This window comes from Mediterranea sp. ET5 (assembly GCF_023337025.1).
Taxonomy (GTDB): domain Bacteria; phylum Bacteroidota; class Bacteroidia; order Bacteroidales; family Bacteroidaceae; genus Phocaeicola_A.
Window position 1 is genome coordinate 60,939 of sequence record NZ_JAMBLN010000013.1, and the last position, 21,554, is coordinate 82,492.

Sequence of the window (21,554 nt, forward strand, 5' to 3'; positions counted from 1 at the left end):
CGCGTCGGGTTGACAAGAAACCAGCCGGTCCGGTGGAATGCCTGCGAAGCTTACGTAACTAATACAAACGCATTATGTTCAACAGTACATTTGGGAACCTGCTGCGCCTGACCTCCTTCGGAGAATCGCACGGCCCTGCCGTGGGGGGAGTCCTCGACGGATTTCCCGCAGGCATCGAGATTGACACCGACTTCGTACAGGCGGAACTGAACCGACGCCGTCCGGGACAAAGCCGCATCACAACCCCACGAAAGGAGCCCGACGAGGTGGAATTCCTTTCGGGCATCTTCGAAGGACGCTCCACAGGTTGCCCCATCGGATTCATCGTCCGGAATACAAATCAACATTCATCAGACTACGAGAACCTGCGCAACCTCTACCGCCCCTCACATGCCGACTACACCTACAGCTGCAAATACGGCATCCGTGACCATCGCGGAGGCGGACGCTCGTCGGCACGGGAAACCATCTCCCGCTGTGTGGGCGGAGCACTTGCCAAACTTGCCCTGCGACAGCTGGGCGTGCGCATCACCGCATACACTTCGCAAGTGGGCACCATTGCCCTCGAACATCCCTACACACACTACGACTTCAGCCTCATCGAGCAGAACATGGTGCGCTGTCCCGACCCGGAGAAAGCGAAGGAGATGGAGGACCTGATTGCCCGTGTGAAAGGCAAGGGGAACACCGTCGGGGGAGTCATCACCTGTGTGGTGAAGGGCTGTCCCGTCGGACTGGGACAACCGGTCTTCGGCAAACTGCATGCCGCGCTGGGTGCTGCCATGCTTGGCATCAATGCCGTGAAGGGATTTGAGTACGGCGAAGGCTTCGGCGGCATGGATCTCCTCGGCTCCCAGCAGAACGATATCTTCTACAACAACGACGGACGCATCGACACCCGTACCAACCACTCGGGAGGCATCCAGGGAGGCATCAGCAACGGACAGGACATCTACTTCCGTGTTGCCTTCAAACCCGTCGCCACCATCCTCATGGAGCAGGAGACCGTCGACGTCAACGGAAACGATACCCGCGTCACGGCACGCGGACGACACGATGCCTGCGTCCTGCCCCGTGCCGTACCCGTGGTCGAAGCCATGACTGCCCTGACCCTGCTTGACCATTACCTGATGGACAAGGCGACGCGTCTGTAGAACACGGACGACGGGCAGCCAGGTGTGCACTCAACAGATATTTCAAACCTCAGCGGGAGCTTGCGGGGACTGTCGTCCCACATCCGACGGACAGCCCTGCGGCTCTGCCTATAAACATCAAGCTTATGGAAGTTAAAGACTACATCCGGGAAAACGAACCCCGGTTCATGGACGAGTTGTTCAGCCTCATCCGCATCCCCAGCATCAGTGCCCAGCCGGAGCACAAGGACGACATGCTCGCCTGTGCCCAACGCTGGCGGGAACTCCTGCTCGCTGCCGGAGCTGACGAGGCGATGGTGATGCCCTCACAGGGCAACCCTCTGGTCTATGCCGAAAAACGTGTCTCACCCGACGCACCCACCGTGCTCATCTATGCCCACTATGACGTCATGCCGCCCGAACCACTGGAGCTCTGGAAGAGCCAGCCTTTCGAACCGGAAATCCGTGACGGACACCTCTTCGCACGCGGTGCCGACGATGACAAGGGACAGTCGTTCATCCAGGTGAAGGCGTTCGAGTACATGGTGCGCGAGGGAGCGTTGAAACACAACGTGAAGTTCATCTTCGAAGGGGAGGAGGAGATAGGCTCGCCGAGTCTGAATGCCTTCCTGAAGGAGCACAAGGAACTGCTGAAGGCGGACGTCATCCTTGTGTCGGATACCAGCATGCTGGGTGCTGACCTGCCCTCGCTCACCACCGGACTGCGCGGACTTGCCTACTGGGAAATCGAGGTCACTGGACCTAACCGAGACCTTCACTCGGGACACTTCGGTGGAGCCGTTGCCAATCCCATCAACGTGCTCTGTTCCATGCTCTCTCAGGTGGTCGATGCCGACGGACGCATCACCGTCCCCCACTTCTATGACCGAGTGGAGGAGGTGCCCGACGCCGAACGTCGCATGATTGCCCAGATACCTTTTGACGAGGAACGTTACAAGGCCGCCATCGGCGTTGACGAGTTGCAGGGCGAAAAAGGCTACTCCACCTTGGAACGCAACAGCTGCCGTCCGTCGTTCGACATCTGCGGCATCTGGGGCGGCTACACAGGCGAAGGGTCGAAGACCGTCCTTCCCTCGAAGGCCTATGCCAAGGTGTCCTGTCGGCTCGTTCCGCATCAGCAGCACGAAGAAATCTCCCGGTTGTTTGCAGACTACATCCAGTCCATCGCCCCACGTTCCGTCAAGGTAAAAGTGACCCCGATGCATGGCGGCGAGGGATACGTCTGCCCCATCGACCTCCCTGCCTACAAGGCAGCCGAGAAAGGGTTTGCCAAGGCTTTCGGCAAGCAACCGCTGGCAGTGCGTCGGGGTGGAAGCATCCCCATCATTTCGGATTTCGAGCAGATTCTCGGTGTCAAGACCGTCCTGATGGGCTTCGGCTTGGAGAGCAACGCCATCCATTCGCCGAATGAAAACATCCCCTTGGACATCATCCGCAAGGGCATCGAAGCCGTCGTGGAATTCCACCGTCAAGGTTTCTGATGCTCTTCATTTTTCCACCCGTCAAACGGAGGCACAAGGACACGGAGCCGACAGGGGAGAGGTCTTTCCTTTCCCTGCCTTCCGCCCCTTCGTGCTTCCGTTTTTTTTTTAGCTGATGCTGAAGACTGCGTTTCCTCAACCGCCTCTTCTTCCTTTCATCTTAAGCCAAGCCTTCTGTCAAAAAGAAACCGATTCCTCTCATCCGCTTGACGAATTTATCCAAAAACACCTTTTGTGCTAACTCGCACTTTTCGGAAATCCGATAATCTGGAGACGAAACGTGAATGATTACAAACGGAATGTCTGAAAGAAGCCTTTGATTTTAGAAAACTATACATTTCATTTTCGGAATATAGACAAAACGTGCCCGGAACAATATTGTTTCGCGAGCCAAACAATATAGTTTGAGGCGTCAAACAATATAGTTTCACCTGCCAAACACTATTGTTTCGTGCTCGGAAGTCAAATCTTTGGAAAATGAAACGCAAAAACACCGGGTTTCACTCTCCAGAAGATGTGCCGTGTCAACAAATCGGAAGGTAATAAAAAGCATTGGTCAAGAGGGCTGGCGTATCCGGATGCAAACCTATCCAATTCCAATGTGTGATATGGATACCCTTTTCGTTGAATCCGTAGCAAAGTGTATTTTGCGAATCGCCTGAGAAGGGCCTTCGAATCCACCAAACTGTATTTTGGTGCGAGGAAGGGCACTGTGGAGGGCTTCGTTTGACATTTTGTCAGAAGGATAATTCGGGGTTGTACCTCTTTAAAGTTGGCTCAACCCCGACATTGTGAACGAATGTTCGTCGTGATTGACTATCTCAATAAAGCCTTTGAATGTGCATTTACTCGTATTTGGAGACGTGCAAATACTCGTATTTAGAGTGAATATTTCGAAATGTATTTGTGTAATTGGTTGTATATGAGTGTTTTCTGCTTATTTTTAAGGAGAGGTCTGTTATTGATAAAATCAACTCCTACATTATACCTCCTCTTCGAAGCTCATTTCACCTGTAATGAAATATATGAGGATATCTTTGCTCGTTTGTTGCAAAGTCTTTCCGATGGAAAGCTTTTGCAATGGAATGAATTGTAGCTGGACAAGACGATGGATTCCGTCAGTATCCACTCTTTGGCTGTCAAAAAGATTCAAACGTTCGGCTTTGGACTATTTGTGAGACAATTCCCGGATTTCATACACGAACTGATAATCAATTGCTTCAAGAATGCAATGAAATGATAGCCGGAACTTAAAAAACTGCATAAAATGTTTGTGCGTAATAAAACTATCTCTATATTTGCACCAAAGACAAAGGGGATTGTGAAATTCCCGAGAATAGAATAGTTTAGTTAAGTCTAGTTTAGTTTTTGTGTTGGAAAAGCATCGTAAACATCCGTTTTCGATGCTTTTTTTGTTCGCTTATGCCAAATAAATTCGTATTTTTGCCCCAAACAGCTATTAATTCAGCTTTCGCAAACCCAAGCTGCAGCGGACAGGCAGTCGGCAGACCGCCCTCGTCGGTGGGCTGGATGGGTGTAAGCGAAACTTAAATCATTGACAGACAAGAAAGATGAATATTTTAGAACTAAGCGAACAAGAGATTAACAGACGCAACAGTCTGAATGAGCTGAGAGCCATGGGCATCGAGCCTTATCCCGCCGCAGAATATGTGGTCAATGCCTACTCGACGGAAATCAAAGAGAACTTTGACGACAACGCCGAGCCGCGCAAGGTGTCCATCGCCGGACGTATGATGACCCGCCGCGTCATGGGAAAAGCTTCGTTCATCGAGTTGCAGGATTCCAAGGGCCGTATTCAAGTATACATCACCCGCGATGACATCTGTCCGGGTGAGAACAAGGATTTATATACTACCGTCTTCAAACGTCTGCTCGACCTGGGCGACTTCATCGGTATCGAGGGCTTCGTGTTCCGTACCCAGATGGGCGAAATCAGCGTGCATGCACAGAAGCTGACCGTCCTGTCGAAGAGCATCAAGCCTCTTCCCATCGTGAAGTACAAGGACGGGGTGGCTTATGACAAATTCGAAGACCCCGAGCTCCGTTACCGTCAGCGCTATGTGGACCTGGTGGTGAATGACGGCGTGAAGGACATCTTCCTGAAACGCAGCAAGGTGTTCAACTCCATGCGCGAATATTTCAACTCCAAGGGATATGTGGAGGTGGAGACACCCATCCTGCAATCCATCCCCGGTGGTGCGGCAGCCCGTCCGTTCATCACCCACCACAATGCACTCGACATACCTTTATATATGCGTATCGCCAGCGAGCTGTACCTGAAACGCCTCATCGTCGGTGGATTCGAAGGTGTGTATGAAATCGGCAAGAACTTCCGTAACGAAGGCATGGACCGTACACACAACCCCGAGTTCACCTGCATGGAGATTTATGTGGCATACAAGGACTACAACTGGATGATGGAGTTCACCGAGAAGATGATTGAGAAAATCTGTCTGGATGTCAACGGAACGACCGACGTGCAGGTGGGCGAAAACACCATCAGCTTCAAGGCTCCGTTCAAACGTGTCACCATGCTCGACTCCATCAAGGAGTTCACCGGCTATGACCTGACGGGCAAGACGGAGGATGAAATCCGCGAAATCTGCCTGAAGCTGAACATGGAAATCGACGACACCATGGGCAAGGGCAAGCTCATCGATGAAATCTTCGGCGAGTTCTGCGAGGGCAACTACATCCAGCCGACGTTCATCACCGACTATCCCATTGAGATGTCTCCGCTCACCAAGCGTCACCGGAACAACCCCGAGCTGACCGAGCGGTTCGAGCTGATGGTCAACGGAAAGGAACTCTGCAATGCCTATTCCGAGCTGAACGACCCCATCGACCAGCTGGAGCGCTTCGAGGAACAGATGCGTCTGAGTGAGAAGGGCGACGACGAGGCGATGATCATCGACCAGGATTTCGTACGTGCCCTGGAGTACGGCATGCCTCCGACTTCGGGCATGGGCATCGGTATGGACCGTCTCGTGATGCTGATGACCGGACAGAGCACCATCCAGGAAGTCCTCTTCTTCCCGCAGATGCGTCCGGAAAAGAAAGCCCCCAAAGACCCGGCTGCCAAGTACGTGGCACTCGGTGTGCCTGAAGAGTGGGTACCGTTGATCCAGAAGGCCGGCTACAACCTCGTTGCCGACATGAAGGATGTCAATCCGCAGAAGCTCCACCAGGACATTTGCGGCATCAACAAGAAATTCAAACTCAATCTCACCAACCCGTCCGTCGACAACGTGGCAGAGTGGATTGGCAAGATTGAATAACGATAGAGAAATGTCAGAACTTCCAACCGGTAAAATAGCAATCATTGGCGGGGGCAGCTGGGCTACGGCGCTCGCCAAGATTGTGCTCACCCATGAAGACTCCATCAACTGGTACATCCGACGTACCGACCAGATAGAGGACTTCAAGCGGCTGGGACACAATCCTTCGTACCTCACGGGGGTGCATTTTGACGTGAGTCACATCCAGTTTTCATCGGACATCAACAAGGTCACGCGCGAGTCGGACATCCTCATCTTCGTCACGCCGTCACCCTACCTGAAGGCTCAGCTGAAGAAACTGAAGACCAAGCTCGCCAACAAGTTCGTGGTCATTGCCATCAAAGGCATCGTGCCCGACGAGAACATGATCATCTCCACCTATTTCAACCGGGTGCTCGACGTACCGATGGAAAACATCGCCGTCGTGTCCGGTCCGTGTCATGCCGAGGAGGTGGCACTCGAACGTCTGTCTTATCTCACCATCGGCTGTCGGGACGAAGAGAAAGCGGAGCTGTTTGCCAAGAAGTTGAACACATTCTACATCAAGACTTCCGTCAGCAACGACGTCGACGGCATCGAGTATGCGTCCGTCCTGAAGAATGTCTATGCCATCGCTGCCGGCATCTGCACGGGGCTGAAATACGGCGACAACTTCCAGGCGGTCCTGCTGTCGAATGCCATTCAGGAGATGGAACGTTTCCTGTCGGTCATCCACCCCATCCCGCGTGACATTGACAAGTCGGTCTATCTGGGCGACCTGCTCGTCACCGGCTATTCCAACTTCAGCCGGAACCGGGTCTTCGGTACGATGATCGGACGGGGATACTCCGTCAAGACCGCCCAGATTGAAATGGCAATGGTGGCTGAAGGATACTACGGGACAAAGTGCATGAAGGAAATCAACGAACACTTCCATGTCAATACGCCCATCTTGGACGCGGTCTACAACATTCTCTACAAGCGCGTCCCCCCGATGACGGAAATCAAACTCTTAACCGATTCGTTTAGATAAAAACATTTATAGTATGAAGAACATCTGCTTAAACATCGACAAAGTGGCGAAGTTCGTCTCCAAGGAGGGAATTGCCGCTTACGAGCCTCAGGTGAAAGCCGCCATGAAGACGCTCGAAGAAGGAACAGGACTGGGTAACGATTTCTTGGGATGGCTCCACCTTCCGTCGACCATCAGCAAAGAGCACCTTGACGACCTGAAAGCTACGGCACAAGTGCTTCGCGAGAACTGCGAAGTGGTGATTGTGGCAGGCATCGGCGGCAGCTACTTGGGAGCCCGCGCTGTCAATGAAGCTCTCTCCAACAGCTTCCAGTGGTTGCAGACCAACCACAACGGTCCGGTGATGATTCATGCCGGGCACAACATCAGCGAAGACTATTTGTACGAACTGACCGAATACTTGAAGGATAAGAAGTTCGGTATCATCAATATCTCCAAGTCGGGAACGACTACCGAGACGGCTCTGGCATTCCGTCTGCTGAAAGAGCAATGTGAACGCCAACGCGGCAAGGAGATGGCACGTAAGGTCATTGTTGCCATCACGGATGCCAAGAAGGGCGCCGCCCGCGTGACAGCCGACAAGGAAGGCTACAAGTCATTCATCATCCCCGACAACGTAGGCGGACGCTTCTCCGTACTGACTCCGGTGGGTCTGCTTCCCATCGCCACTGCCGGTTATGACATCGAAAAACTGGTGGAGGGAGCTGCCTCGATGGAGAAGCTGACTGCCTCTGACGTGCCTTTCATGGAGAACCCGTCGGCTGTGTATGCAGCAGTGCGCAATGCCCTGTATGCACAGAATGGCAAGAAGATTGAAATCCTCGTCAACTACCATCCGAAGTTGCACTATGTCAGCGAATGGTGGAAGCAGCTTTACGGCGAGTCGGAAGGCAAGGACCACAAAGGAATCTTCCCCGCAGCCGTGGACTTCTCGACCGACCTTCACTCCATGGGCCAATGGATTCAGGAAGGTGAGCGCATCATCTTCGAAACGGTCATCTCCGTCGAGCAACCGGCATGCCATCTCGAAATCCCGAGCGACGCCGAGAACCTGGACGGCCTGAACTTCCTCGCCGGCAAACGGGTCGATGAAGTGAACAAGATGGCTGAGCTGGGTACACAGCTTGCACACGTGGATGGTGGAGTGCCCAACATGCGCGTTGCCGTTCCCGAGCTGAACGAGTTCTACCTGGGACAACTCATCTACTTCTTCGAGAAGGCTTGCGGTATCAGTGGCTACATCCTGGGTGTCAATCCGTTCAACCAGCCGGGTGTGGAAGCCTACAAGAAGAACATGTTCGCCCTGCTCAACAAGCCGGGTTACGAAGAAGAGTCAAAGGCCATCCGTGCCCGTCTCTGATGCTTCCGGCTGCCTCGTCGGCGGTCTGTAATAGCTAAAGAATATTCCATAAGTCGTTAATTCGTGTATTTGTTATGCCGGATTAACGACTTATTTTGTAACTTCGGGCTCAAATCAAACGAGTGCAGATTCATGAAAAAGCTATGTTACTTGCTCCTGCTGTTGCTGGCAGGCATCCTCACCACACAGGCAGCCCAGCCGCCCCGCAAGAAGGTGGCAGTTGTCCTGAGCGGAGGGGGAGCCAAGGGAGTGGCACATATCGGCGCGCTGAAGGTCATCGAGGAGGCAGGAATCCCCATCGACTATGTGGTCGGCACCAGCATGGGGTCCATCATCGGCGGACTGTATGCCATCGGCTATACACCGGCTCAGATGGACAGCCTCGTGCGGATGCAGGACTGGAGCTTCATCCTCTCCGACGCCGTGAACCGCAATGAAGAACTGCTCATCAAGAAACAACGCTCTGAACAGTATACACTCACCGTTCCCTTCAAGAACAAGCCCAAGGACGCGCTCAAGGGAGGCATCATCTCCGGACGCAACATTGCCCGTCTCTTCTCCGAACTGACGGTGGGCTATCACGACTCCATCGACTTCAACAAACTTCCTGTCCCGTTTGCCTGCGTCGCCGAAGACCTTGTCGACGGCAAGGAGTATGTGTTCCACAGCGGCAAGCTTGCCCTTGCCATGCGCTCCAGCATGTCCATTCCCGGCGTGTTCGAGCCGGTGAAATGGAAAGGAATGGTGCTGGTCGACGGCGGCATGATCAACAACTATCCGGTGGACGTTGCCAGACAGATGGGTGCCGACATCATCATCGGTGTCGATGTGCAAGAAGGGCTGGTCGGTGCCGACAAGCTCAACACACTGGCCGACATCACGGGGCAAATCATCAACCTGATGGGGGTGGAGAAGTACAATGAGAACGTACAGAACAGCGATGTCCACATCCATGTCAACGTGAAAGGCTATTCGTCTGCCAGCTTCAACGAGCAGGCCATACAGGTGCTTCTGGAGCGGGGCGAACTGGCAGCACGGCGCAACTGGGAGAGCCTCCTCGACTTGAAACGCCAGATTGGCATCGCACCGAACTTCGTGCCCAAACCGCATGGTCCCTTCGTCAGCCGTTCACGACGGGCACAGGAGAAGATTGATGTGGTCTCCGAAATAGACCCGGGCGAAATGCCTGAGAACACCATCAGTGTGGGTGTCCACTTCGACAATGAGTCACAGGCGGCACTGATACTGAATACGAACGTCAGCCTGAACAAGAAAAAGACCCACCAGGCATCGCTCACCGTACGTCTCGGTCAGCAGATGTCCGGACGGCTCGACTATACGGCCCATCCGTTTGACCCGAAATGGTACGTCACCCTCAGCTATCAGCTGGATGACAATGATATGGACCTCTATAACGACGGGAGTCAGTTCAGCACCTACTCTTACCTGCACCACCTTTCCCAGGTCAACATCTCGCGCAGCTGGAACAGCATCCGCTGTTCGTTGGGCGGACGTTATGAGTACTTCAACTACAAGCACGTCCTGTTGCCTTCCGGTTTTGACGACGGTACGCTCGACTTGCAGAACCAGCATCTCATCACCTATTACGGGCACATGCAGTTTGACAGCTTCAACCGCCGGACCTACCCGACCAAGGGAATCAAATGGAATGTCCTCGCTGAAATCTATACGACCAACGGCGTCAACTTCGACGAGGGGCGTCTGTGTCCCGTCATCAGTGCCTTCTGGGAGGGAGCTTTCCGGGTGCGCAACCGTTTCACCATCCTGCCATGGATTGGCGGACGTGCCATCCTGAACCGGACCTACAGCTTTGCCATTGCCAACATGATGGGAGGTAACAATCCCGGGCGCTATGTCCCGCAGCAACTTCCCTTTGTCGGTGTCGACTACATGCAGCTGGCCGGTTCCAAGCTTTTCACTGCCGGCATCCGTTTCCGTCAGCGTATGGGCTCGAACCACTATGTCACCCTGACGGGAAATACCGGTGTACAAAACGACGAATGGCAACACCTGTTCCGCGGGATGATGTGGGGAGGCGGCCTTTCCTATGGCTACGACACCTTCCTGGGGCCGATTGAGATTACCTTCAACTATTCCAATGTCACCCATAAAGTGGGTACGTACGTCAGCCTGGGGTATGAGTTCTAATGAGAATAATCACTTGACATTATGTATACAAACGCTATCGAGAACTATCTGAAACAACATTCCTACCATCACATCCATCTGAAAGCCGTCCTCTTCGACATGGACGGTGTCCTGTTCAACTCCATGCCCAACCATGCCCGTGCGTGGAACGAGGCGATGAAACACTACGGGATGCATCTCTCCTGTGAGGAAGCCTACCTGCATGAAGGACGGACCGGTGCATCCACCATCAACATCGTCAGCCAACGCGAACGGGGACACGATGCCACACCGGAAGAAATCGAACGCATCTATCATACCAAAACCGAAATCTTCAATTCATATCCCAAGGCTGAACGCATGCCGGGAGCCTGGGAAGCCATCCGCCAGATGAAGGCCGACGGACTGACCATCATGGTTGTTACCGGTTCCGGGCAGGCTTCTCTGCTGGAGCGTCTCAACCGGAACTTCCCCGACACCTTCCGTCAGGAACTCATGGTGACCGCATACGATGTAAAACATGGAAAGCCCAGTCCCGAACCCTATCTGATGGCTTTAGAGAAGGCGAGACTTCATCCCAATGAAGCGATTGTCGTGGAAAATGCTCCGATGGGGGTGCATGCCGGGGTTGCAGCGGGCATCTTTACGGTTGCCGTGAATACCGGTCCGCTCCCTGACCAAGTTTTGCTTGACGAGGGGGCGAATCTGTTACTTCCTTCCATGCTGGCACTCAGCGAACAGTGGGAGGAACTTTATAAAGAGCTGGGGGAAGAATAAGGTGGAAGTCCAGGGCTTACTGAATGACATGGCAGAATAAAAAATGCGCCCGTGTAACGTATGTGACATTTTTCCCGGGAGCTGTATCCTATCTTTGCCTTCGTAATTAACCAAAGGAAAGGAAAAAGGATATGGATTATACACAGAAAAGCGTAGGACAAATCGTTGCCGCCGACTTTGCGACGGCTGAAGTATTCCGTCGTTTCGGCATCGACTTCTGCTGTCACGGCGAAGTGAAGTTCACGGAAGCCTGTCGGGCAGCCGGGGTATCACCCGAAGACGTAATCAAAGCTCTCGAAGCAGGTGAAGGCGGTAGTTGTGGTTGCGGAAGCGCCGCGCCAAACTTCAATGCCTGGCCGCTTGACCTGCTGATTGACTATGTGCTGAAAATTCATCACCGTACCATCCGTCGGGAGGGTCCGCAGACGCTTGATCTCCTCGACAAGGTGGTGAAGGCACACGGTGACCGTCACCCGGAACTGCATGAAGTGCGTGCACTCTTTGCCGAATCACTTGGTGAACTGGATGCCCATCTGGGTAAGGAAGAAGAAGTGTTGTTCCCCTATGTGCTCGAACTGTTCGAGGCTTCCGAAGCAGGACACCGTCAGGCTCCGATGCACTGCGGAACGGTGGCAAACCCCATCCGTGTGATGAAGATGGAACATGAGGGCGAAGGTGTGCGTCACGCACGCATTGCCGAACTGACCAACAACTATACTGCACCTGAAGATGCCTGCGGAAGCTATCGGCTGGTGCTGGAACGTCTGCGTGACTTTGAACAGGCACTTCACGAACACATTCATATAGAAAACAATATCATCTTCCCCCGCAGTGTCGAACTGGAGGCACGCTGCGTGGCTTGGTGAAGATGAATGCTTGGGTTAGAGATGTAAATTGGGCAGCGCGTCGGGGTAAAAGCCGACGCGCTGTGTTTGTATCCGGGGACTGGAGGCACGTGCCTTTGGCGTGGTAGACATGTGCCCTGTGTCAATCAGGAGCCTGCCTTTGACAGACCTAAGTATAATACTTAGGGGGTCAAAGTATAATACTTAGGTAGGCTAAGTATAATACTTTGGTCTATCTATCCCTGGTATGTATCACGTCTATCACGGGTAAGTATCGCGTTTATCACAGGTAAGTCAGTAATCCCCGTCGGTAACTGTTGATGAAAAAGAACGACAGACGGAAGGTGAGATGCTTGTGATTGCAGGGCAATATCCGTATATTTGTCGCACATTTTAACTCCAATCAATCTCTTCGGATTCTGATGCTATCGGGGTCTGAAGAAGGAAAGCTCCGCATGTGCCCGTTAACTTGCCAACCGAACCGTGAGCATGCGGGAGCCGACTAATGAATTAATAAACATTTATGATGTACATGAAGAAATGGCTATTGTGCGCCCTCTTGTTGGGCAGTGGGTTGAATTTCCCCGTACAGGTGCAGGCGTATGAGGCGCCCCGGCGTCCTGAGTATGTAATTGTGGCTTCCTACCGTGTGTCAAATGACCCGGAGTGGAGAGACGTCATCGAGGCTTTGAAAAAGAAACACAAGGGGGCGGAAGTCTGCTATTACAAAGAGTCGCCCCGTGAGGCTCTGGGCAACTTGCGCTGGTACAATCCGCGCTACGTGGCAGTGGTGGAGAAACCCGAACAGATCGGGCGTGACTTTGTGGTCGACCTCAACCGCATGAGCCGGGAAGTGGACGATGACATCTATGCTGACTTCCTGTGTGGCATTATTACGGGATATGACGCACAGGCGGCGTTACGTCTGGTGAACGATACGGAAGAGCCGAAAGTGCTCCGGACAGCACTGAGCACGGTGAGTGTATTGGGCGACGGACATTGGTTCGACAGCTTTGCTTATATTTCTGATGCGCGTCCCGGTCTGGTGGGTGAGCGTGAGAAGGGACAGACGAAGCTCACCGAGACCCTGGTAACCGACAGCATCGATAACCGCATGTTCCGCGACATGATACGCAAGGCGCAGGAGTCCGGCAAGCAACTCCGTCTGCCGAAAGACTTCTCGGTGAGCAAGCCGAACTTGCTGAAGCGGTTCTGCGACTACTATGCAAAGTATGACCCCGATGTGATTATCACGGCATCGCATGCCACGGAGAAGAATCTGGAGATGCCTTTCTCCAGCGGTAACCTGATGTGTCGTGACGGCAAGCTCTATGCCGACTTTCCCGATGCACCGACGGACCTCACGGAGTCGGGCAAGACACGTGTTTATCTTCCGGTAGGTAACTGCCTCATGGGTAACATCGACAATACGAAGAACAGCATGGCGGTCGCCTTCATGAACAGTGCACACGTGGGTATGCTTGCCGGAGGTTATGTCGTGGAAACCTGGTACGGACGGAACGGGTGGGGCGGCTTGTGCTACTTCATGAACAATCCCGGACGTTATACTATTCCGGAGGCGTTCTACCTCAACCAGCAGGACATGATGTTCCAGCTCCGTCAGATGGCTCCCGACTTGGTGAACAAACCGTTCCCCTTTGCCGGCGATGACCCGATGCATGTGGAGCGTGAATATGCGGCAGTGGCAAAGATGAACGGTGGAAAGATTACGACCGATGCCTTCGGGTTCTTCTATGACCGTGATGTCGTGGCACTCTATGGCGACCCTGCCTGGGACGTCCGTCTGGCAGAACAACCCAATCCGAACGACTATGAAGTGAGTTGCAAGGTGAAGTCCGAGGAGTGTGTGGTGACCATCAAGACCGGTCCCAACTACAGCGAAGAGCGTCTGCGTGGTTCGGATTTCCGTTCACAGCACGTAGGCGAACTGCCTTTCAGCTTCTTCTTCCCGAAACGTCTGCGCAATCCGCGTCTGGCTGAAGGTCAGAACTGGCAGGCGGCAGTCGACGAGAATTTCCTTCTGGTCTATAAGCCCGGCTTCGAACCGAACAAGAAATACACGATTGTGTTGACTACGGATCCTGTACGTTGATACCGGTCCGTGGTTCATCTGATTTGAAAGGCTGTCTCTTTCCGCAGCACACACAAAAAAACTCCCCGATGCGCGTTGCACCGGGGAGTTTTTTTGTGTACTATGTGCGTTCCGGAATCGGTTAGAAGAACCGGTAACGGAGGTCTTTCACGTCAGCTTTCTGATAGAGGTCGTTGATGAAGCGGCTTGCCATGTTCTGGTTCATGGTTGCCAGTGAGTTGGCTTCGCTCTTCTCGTCATAGGTCTCTTCCAGCTTGGTCTTGTTGTAGGGTTGGAAGATGTAGACACCGCCATTGCCCTTCACCGGTTTGCTGAGCTGACCTACAGCCACTTTGGCAGCAGCTGCGCCCAAGGTCGGTTCGTTGCTGCGTGTGATGGATACGAATGCCGGAGCAGCGAACGATACGTGTTTCACAGAGTCGGTGCGGATGTCGGCGATAGCCTTGGCTTCATCAAAGGTCTTTACGGACGCCAGTTTCGCGGTGAGTTGCTCCGCCTTCTTGTCGCGCATGATTTCAGCACGCAGCTCGCCCTGTACCTGTGACACGGGGAGGTAGCCTGCCTTGTTCACACCGGAGAGTGCAACGACCATGAGGTGTTCGTTCTCACGTCCGCAGTTGTACAGCGGGGAAACAGAGTGCTTGTCGGCATCGAATACCCAGCGCAGTGCTTCCGTACTTCCCGGAACACCGCCTACGACATGTTCATCGCTTCTGAAGCCTTCACGGCTCAACAGACGGTAGCCATTGTCTTCGGCATTCTTCACGAAGTCATCGTAATCCTGGTTGCCGGCAAGGAACTGGTTGATTTTGTTGTAAGCCTCGTTGTAGGTCTCGTTGCTGAACTTCACGGGAACTTTCACGACAGCCACCTTGTATTTGTCAGTCATGGCTTTGCGGTTGACCACCTGAACTACGGCGTTGAACTGTCCGAGGTCGATGTTCTCCACTCCATTTACGCCGAGTGTGTTCAGGGCATTGATGAGTTTGGTCGTGTTGAGGTCGAGCATCTGTCCTTCATACATCTGCGAGCTGATCCATTGCGATTCGCCGGTCTGGTTGTACTTCTTGGCGAGTTCTGCAAAGTCTGCACCGTTCTTCAGCGCGGTCGTGATGCTGTCAGCCAACTTCTTGGTGGCATCGATGGTAGCACCCACAACTTGCAGCTGGCGGAACTCCACAGAGTCGGGAGCAGCCTGCTTGCTGAGGATTTTGAAGGTATTGTAGGAGTCGTCCGTCTGGCTGTAGTAGGGACCATAGACTTCACCGACCGATGCGGAATCCAGGCGGTTGGCAACGTCGGTGGGGAATGCACGCTTGCTCAGAAGCACGTCCGTGAAAGGAACCGTTGACTTCGAGGAACGTACGATGGAAGAATATTCGTTGGCAGCGGCTTTTGCCAGTTCGTTGCTGCTTTCGGTCACTTCAGCTTCCGTAGCCTTGCGGTCGCTCTCGCTCGGAGTAACCACGTAGTCGATGTACTGGATGTTGCGGGTCTCGGCGAGGTTTCTGAACTGCTCCTTCTTCTGGTTATACAACTCCTTGATTTCAGAGTCAGAGATGTTGATGGTCGAGTCAGCAATCGAAGAGTAGGGGAGGATGGCAAGCTGGAGGTCCGTCTCATTGACACGTCCGTCGAACGACATTTGTGCCGAAACAGGGTTGGAGATGAGGGACTTCATGACCAGTGCCTGGTATTTGCTGACGAGCAGGCTCTGCTTCAGGTTCTTCTCGACGAAGTTCATGATGAGTGACACCTGTTCGGGATTGCCTTGTGTGGCAAAAGCCTCCATGATGCCTTTGTCGAACATGCCGGTCTGCGGGTTGACGAACGGGGTGCTGTTGAGCAAGGGGCTGGTACCGTCCTGAAGCATCTGCTTGATTTCATCATCGGTAACGGTCAGACCCAGTTTGTCGGCTTCCGTTTCGATGAGTTTGTAGGTCACGTAGGATTGCCATACCCCGTCGCGTATCTGGGTCAGCGCGTCGTCTGAGATATGGTTGTTTGTCAAGAGTTCTTGTACGCGGGTGTACTCTTCCACCATGTCCTGAAACTCTTGTGCGGAGATTTTCTCTCCGTCTACCACACCGGCATCACGCTGATTCTGGTGCGGCTGGAAAATCTTCCAAGCATCTCCGGCAATGAAGGCGAAGAGTGCAAGGCCGATGACAATGACCAACAGGGGTCCTTTGCTTCTGATCTTTTGTAATGTTGCCATTTGCTTTTATTTTATTGTTTATTATTCATTTGCTTCCGTTCAATGGTCGGACGAACCTTTTCCCCGTACGGCATGACGAGGGGCACACCCCGGGTTTAAGGTTGTTAATTTAGCGCACGAAGATACAAAAAAGGACGATACATAGCCATCAAATACGTAAAAAATTGTGCTACTCAACGACTTTCAGGCGTACCAGTTCGATTTTGGTTGTTGTCCGCTTGATGATTTTGAACTGATACTTCCCGACGTTGACCGTTTCGTTGAGCTTGGGGAAGCTTTGGTAGACGTGGAGTATCAGTCCGCCGATGGTGAGATAGTCTTCATCCTCAGGCAGGGAAAGCTCGAACATCTCGTTGACTTTCTCAATCTCCAGGCGTGCCGAGAGGATGTATTCCTGCTCGTTGAGCTGCTTGGCGATGTAGGAAGTCGTGTCGTGTTCGTCCTCGATGTCTCCGAAGATTTCTTCCACCAGGTCCTCCAGGGAGACGATGCCCGATGTGCCTCCGAACTCGTCGACTACCACTGCCAGGCTCTTTTTCTGCTGCATGAAGATTTCCATCAGCTTCTGGGCTGCCATGGTCTCGGGGACGATGGGAACCTGCCGGACGTGGGAGGTCCAGTCCTCGGGATGACGGAACAGTTCCGACGAATGGATGTAACCCACGATGTTGTCGATGTTCCCCTGGTAGACAATTAGTTTCGAGTGTCCCGACTCGATGAAGTGCAGCTTGAGGTCGTCGAGACTTGTCGAGGTGTCGACTGCCTGTATCTCCGTGCGGGGGACGATGCAGTCGCGTATCTTGATGTTCGAGAAGTCGAGTGCATTCTGGAAGATGCGCACTTCCGGGTCCAGATTCTCTTCATCTTCGTTCGCCGGAAGGCTTGACTGGATGAAATAGTCGAGGTCGGTCTTGCCCAGTGCGTTGCGGGTTGCCGTCCGGTCAATGCGGTTACCTGTCAGCCGGAGCAGTCCGCGTCCGAGCAGCGACAGTACCTTGGCTAGGGGATAGAGCACCACGTAGAGCAGGAACATCGGAAGGGCGAAGACGGTCATGGTCCGGTTGGGGTTGATGCGGAACACTGTCTTGGGAAGGAACTCCCCGGTGATGAGCATGACACATGCCGCTATCACGATTTCGATGAGCAGGAGGATACCGGGATATGCCGTGACCGTCGCCGGCAGCCAGCTTTCGACAGCTTGTGCCACAAGGATGCCGTAGACGACCAGCGAGAGGTTGTAGCCGGTGAGCAGTGCCGTGACGAAGTCGTCAGGGTGACGGTAGTACAAGGCAAGCAGCTTGCTGATGAGGCCCTGTCTGTGTGTGTCGAGCTGAAAGCGCATCTTGCTGGCCGAGGCGAACGCCGTCTCTACGCCGGAAAAGAATGCCGCGAACACCATTGCCGTCAGGATATGGAGATAGATGGTATACATGAGCGGTCAGGAATGGATGGAGTCTGTGCGCACCGAGTCTTGCGGAGCGTCTTCCACGGGGAAGATACCGGCGGTGTTGTGGATGATGTAGTCGGTGAACTGCTGGTTGGAAGTGAAGCCGTAGCCCGTCAGGATTTTGTCTATCTGCTGGATACGGATGAAGCGGTCGGAGTAGACCTGCTCCTTCGCCTGGTCCCAGAACAGCTGTTCGGTGTTGAACTTCTCGCCTTTGATGTTCATGATGTCCACATGTCCGCGCAGGTCCCACAGCTTGAGCTTGTCGTAATAGTAGGCGGTGTCTGCCTTTACCTTGGCATCGATGCGCATCAGGTTGTCATATTTCTCCAGGTAGACACCCTTCTCGAACGCCCATTTGCTGGTGTCGAGCCTGTCGTACACATCCCATTGCTCGGCAATGATTTTGTATCGGATGACGCCGGAGTCTGAGATGAGGGTCGAAACGCCTGTGCTGGTCATCATCGGACGCACGATGGAGTCGTTGACGGCGGGAGCCAGTGCCTTCTCGCCGTTGGAGCATGCCGCAAAAAAACAGGCGGCGAGCACGAGGCCTGCCACCAGGGAGAGTCCGCTATTTAAAAGGGTGCTATGTGTCGTTTTCGTCATAATCATTGATTGGGAACGTCGGGGAGAGAAGGTCAGGGATGCAGGGTGACTCCGGTCGTCTGTACGATGGGTTCATAATCATCCACACCGCCGGCGCGGAATGTCTCGTTCACACGTGCTAGTGTCTCGTCCCATATCGGACGGTTGATGTCGCATGCGATGGCAGAACTCTCCCGGATGAGCTTTACAGCTTTATGATAATCGTTGATGAAAGTCGGTTTGAACGTCGGGTTGTTCCGGAGGATTTTCAGGTTGACATCCATCCATGTCAGCAGCAGGTAGCACGAGGGGGTGTCCTCCACACTTGCCACAGCCTCCTGTACCAGCCGGTAAGCCGTCTGCAGGTCGAGGGCGTCGCCCGCATAGTTGGCATAGTCATAGGCTTTGGCTGCCAGCAGATGGTCTTTGCGCACGGTGGTCCGCACGAAGTGTTGCAATTGGTCCCGGTATACGACACCCTGGTCGTAGAGGTGCATGAGTTCTTCCAGATACAGGCTGTGACGTTTGGTGTTCCGTTCGTTCCGGAGCAGTTCATGCAGGATTTTCACCCCGTCGCTGTAGAGGCAGGCTTGCGAACTGGGAGAGAGTGTGAATGCCTCCTTCCACGGCGTATAGGCCTTCCGGTATTCACCCTTGCGCACATGTTCCCTCATGATGCCCACGTTGAGAAGGCACTTGATGCTGTCTTTGCCATGACCGAACCGCGAACTTCCGCCGGTGTTCTGTTGGGCGAAAGCCGGGAGGACCAGGAGCGACAGCAACAAACCGAGGGTGATGAGCGCCGTGCGTCGCATAGTGTTCTCTGTGTTTTATTGTACGAGCATCTTGCGGAACCAGTCTTCGTTGAAGGTGAATCCTATGTTGATGCGCAGGTAGTTTTCCTTGATAAGGCTGCTGCCTTTCGGGCTGACGTTGATGTATTGTGCCGTGATGGACAGCAACGAGCGGTTGTTGTAGTGGTTCATGATGGGGATTGCCACACCGCCTTCCACACCGAACTCGCGCATGTCGGAGTTCTTCACCTGGATGTAGGGGGTGGAGTAGTAGGCTCCCACACGGTAACGCAAACGCTGGAAGAAGCCTCGTCCCACAGGGTTGGGCACATATTCCGCTCCGACAGAGATGTGCGAGAGGTTGTTGAACTTCCACTGTTCGTAGTCGTTCTCGCTGTTCCCGGTATCGAACTCGCTGTTTTGCTGGGTCTGGAAGTGGGGGAACTTCACACCGCTCCACTGTTGCAGGCTGTAGTCGGCGCCGATGGTCAGTCGGTTGTCATAGACATAGGTCAGACCCACACCGATTTTCTGCGGCAGTTCGAACGCGCTGCCGATGGTGTCGATGTGTTGCTGCATCACCGTCGACGAGCTGGTCATCTGCTGTATCTTGTAGGCACTGCTGCCTATTTCGTGTCCCAACGAATAGGTGGCGCCCAGCGTGAGGGCATGTTTCTCCTTCAGGTTGAACGAGTACTGTACACCGAAGTCCAGCTTGTAGCTGTTGATGTCTGCCTGGTAGTTGCGGACGTTGCTCCATGCCGAGCTGTTGCTGTAGGTGTTGGTGATGGTGTGCGTGTAGTCTCCGTAGAGGTAGGAGAAGTTGGCACCGATGGAGAAGTTCTTGAACAGCTCCACGCCGACACCGATGAATGCCTGATGCAGTCCGCCGTCGCCCGAGAAACTCTCGTAGGAGGTCGTGCTCGTGCCGGTCTGTCCACCGTCGGTGTTGGGCACCTCACGTCCGTCGCTGCTGAAGCTGTAGTTGATGTTTGAGAAAGGGAGAAGCCCCACGGTGATTCCGATGTGCTTGCGCAGGCGGAATTGCAGGGCGATGTAGTCGAGGCTGGAGTTCTTGGCATTCATGCTGAGGTCGCCGTTGCTGAAGTTGGCGTTTTGCAGACTGATGCCGGCATCAAACAGGAATGTGATGGAGTCGATGGCAGAATAGGATGCCGGATTTCCCACGTTGATGAGTTTGTTTCGCAGACCGTAGGATATGCCTCCCATACCGCGGTTGGCTGTGGTACTCTGGTCAGAGAGTAGTCCGAAACCGTATCGCGTATAAGGTGAGTTTACTCCGTTTTGCGCCAGGGCAACGCCTCCTATCATCAAGAACAACAGCGCAAAGATTATCTTTTCACATCTTATCATTGTAGTCTAGTATTCTGTTTAAGCCTTTTAGAACTAAAAATTTATCTGCAAAGATGATATTTTTTAGGTTTGTATCAAAAGAAAATTCATCGCCTCCGGTTAAAAAAACCAAAAGGTCAGGATATTTCTTCTGCATCTGCAGGATGTATCCCGTAATCTCCAGTTCAATGCCGTGTATGACTCCGGCACGGATGGCAGTCTCGGTGCTGTAGCCGAATTCGGGGATGTCGCCGTCGGGGTTGATGACCGGCAGTTTGTCGCAATAGGCACTCAGCGCCTTGATGCGTGTATATTTTCCCAGCGAGATGTTGCCGCCGTGATAGCATCCGTTGTGGTCGATGAATTCATACGTCAGTGCGGTGCCGGCATCCACCACGAGTATGTCTCTTCCGGGAAAGCGAGTGTATGCACCGACGACGGCTGCGATGCGGTCTGAACCGAGCGTCTTGGGTGTCCGGTAGAGGTTGGTGATGGGCAGGGGAGTCTTGTAGTCCAGCTTGAGGAGGGGAAAATCCAGTCGTTTGAGTTGTGAGCTGATGATGTCGTTCATGTGTATGACCGACGAGAGGATTCCTTTGCGGATGGCATATCGCTCACAGATATTGTCCAGCTTTTCAAGCGCATGGTTGGTGTCGTAGACCATGTCTATCATCTCGTTTTGATGAAAGACAGCCAGCTTGGCAGCAGAGTTTCCTATATCTATAATAAGGTTCACGTTTATTTTCTCATTTCTTGATTTGAGGCTGCAAAGTAATAGAAAATCTATGGGAGTGTGAAGAAATGGCCGTTTTTTTCTACATCCCGTCTGCAATAATTTCGTCATTTTTTCGTGCTGTCAACTTCGAGTGTGGTGTATTTACGGAGAGTTAGCTTGTACCTTTTCATCCCAATCGTGTATTGGGGCAGATTTTGTGCATAGGGTGTGCCGGGGTATGTTTACAGCC

General features: G+C 53.3%; 15 protein-coding genes. 9 read left to right on the plus strand and 6 right to left on the minus strand.

The window, feature by feature from the left end; all coding sequences use genetic code 11:
* The first annotated feature begins 74 nt into the window (after nt 1–74).
* The 9 genes from aroC (at nt 75) to M3087_RS09180 (ending at nt 14,189) form a co-directional block, all read left to right on the plus strand.
* A complete protein-coding gene (aroC, locus tag M3087_RS09140; RefSeq protein WP_022384775.1) occupies nt 75–1,154 on the plus strand; it encodes a chorismate synthase in 1,080 nt (359 codons plus the stop codon).
* Between the two features lie 125 nt (nt 1,155–1,279).
* Entirely contained in the window at nt 1,280–2,635 is a 1,356-nt protein-coding gene (locus tag M3087_RS09145) for a dipeptidase (RefSeq protein ID WP_022384774.1), read from the plus strand.
* A 1,571-nt stretch (nt 2,636–4,206) separates the two neighbouring features.
* Entirely contained in the window at nt 4,207–5,934 is a 1,728-nt protein-coding gene (gene lysS / locus M3087_RS09150) for a lysine--tRNA ligase (RefSeq protein ID WP_022383714.1), read from the plus strand.
* Nucleotides 5,935–5,944: 10 nt separating this feature from the next.
* Nucleotides 5,945–6,946, plus strand: a complete 1,002-nt coding sequence (locus M3087_RS09155) for an NAD(P)H-dependent glycerol-3-phosphate dehydrogenase (RefSeq protein ID WP_022383713.1) — start codon at nt 5,945–5,947, stop codon at nt 6,944–6,946.
* Between the two features lie 13 nt (nt 6,947–6,959).
* The gene (locus M3087_RS09160) at nt 6,960–8,306 is read left to right on the plus strand and encodes a glucose-6-phosphate isomerase (RefSeq protein ID WP_249095173.1); all 1,347 of its coding nucleotides are present in this window, start codon (nt 6,960–6,962) and stop codon (nt 8,304–8,306) included.
* Between the two features lie 132 nt (nt 8,307–8,438).
* Nucleotides 8,439–10,475 carry a patatin-like phospholipase family protein gene (locus M3087_RS09165; protein WP_249095176.1) on the plus strand — a complete coding sequence of 679 codons (2,037 nt, stop codon included), beginning with the start codon at nt 8,439–8,441 and terminating at the stop codon, nt 10,473–10,475.
* Nucleotides 10,476–10,496: 21 nt separating this feature from the next.
* Nucleotides 10,497–11,231 carry an HAD-IA family hydrolase gene (locus M3087_RS09170; protein WP_249095177.1) on the plus strand — a complete coding sequence of 245 codons (735 nt, stop codon included), beginning with the start codon at nt 10,497–10,499 and terminating at the stop codon, nt 11,229–11,231.
* Nucleotides 11,232–11,362: 131 nt separating this feature from the next.
* Nucleotides 11,363–12,097, plus strand: coding sequence for an iron-sulfur cluster repair di-iron protein (gene ric / locus M3087_RS09175; RefSeq protein ID WP_022383709.1), 735 nt, complete (start codon nt 11,363–11,365; stop codon nt 12,095–12,097).
* Nucleotides 12,098–12,608: 511 nt separating this feature from the next.
* Nucleotides 12,609–14,189 (plus strand): hypothetical protein, encoded by a 1,581-nt coding sequence (locus M3087_RS09180; protein ID WP_249095180.1) that lies wholly within the window; start codon nt 12,609–12,611, stop codon nt 14,187–14,189.
* A 121-nt stretch (nt 14,190–14,310) separates the two neighbouring features.
* Here M3087_RS09180 and M3087_RS09185 read toward each other — a convergent pair whose 3' ends face one another.
* From M3087_RS09185 to M3087_RS09210, 6 genes are all read right to left on the minus strand, one after another.
* Complete coding sequence (locus M3087_RS09185) at nt 14,311–16,407, minus strand: peptidylprolyl isomerase (protein ID WP_249095182.1); 2,097 nt, start codon at nt 16,405–16,407, stop codon at nt 14,311–14,313.
* Nucleotides 16,408–16,576: 169 nt separating this feature from the next.
* Entirely contained in the window at nt 16,577–17,839 is a 1,263-nt protein-coding gene (locus M3087_RS09190; RefSeq protein ID WP_249095184.1) for a hemolysin family protein, read from the minus strand.
* Between the two features lie 6 nt (nt 17,840–17,845).
* Nucleotides 17,846–18,469: an LPS export ABC transporter periplasmic protein LptC gene (gene lptC / locus M3087_RS09195; RefSeq protein ID WP_410796988.1), complete on the minus strand. Its 624-nt coding sequence runs from the start codon at nt 18,467–18,469 to the stop codon at nt 17,846–17,848.
* A gap of 26 nt (nt 18,470–18,495) precedes the next feature.
* Complete coding sequence (locus tag M3087_RS09200) at nt 18,496–19,257, minus strand: hypothetical protein (protein WP_249095188.1); 762 nt, start codon at nt 19,255–19,257, stop codon at nt 18,496–18,498.
* A 15-nt stretch (nt 19,258–19,272) separates the two neighbouring features.
* Nucleotides 19,273–20,610, minus strand: a complete 1,338-nt coding sequence (locus M3087_RS09205; RefSeq protein WP_249095190.1) for a hypothetical protein — start codon at nt 20,608–20,610, stop codon at nt 19,273–19,275.
* Nucleotides 20,597–21,325 (minus strand): type III pantothenate kinase, encoded by a 729-nt coding sequence (locus tag M3087_RS09210; protein ID WP_022383702.1) that lies wholly within the window; start codon nt 21,323–21,325, stop codon nt 20,597–20,599. Before M3087_RS09210 ends, M3087_RS09205 begins: the two co-directional genes overlap by 14 nt.
* Nucleotides 21,326–21,554: the final 229 nt, after the last annotated feature.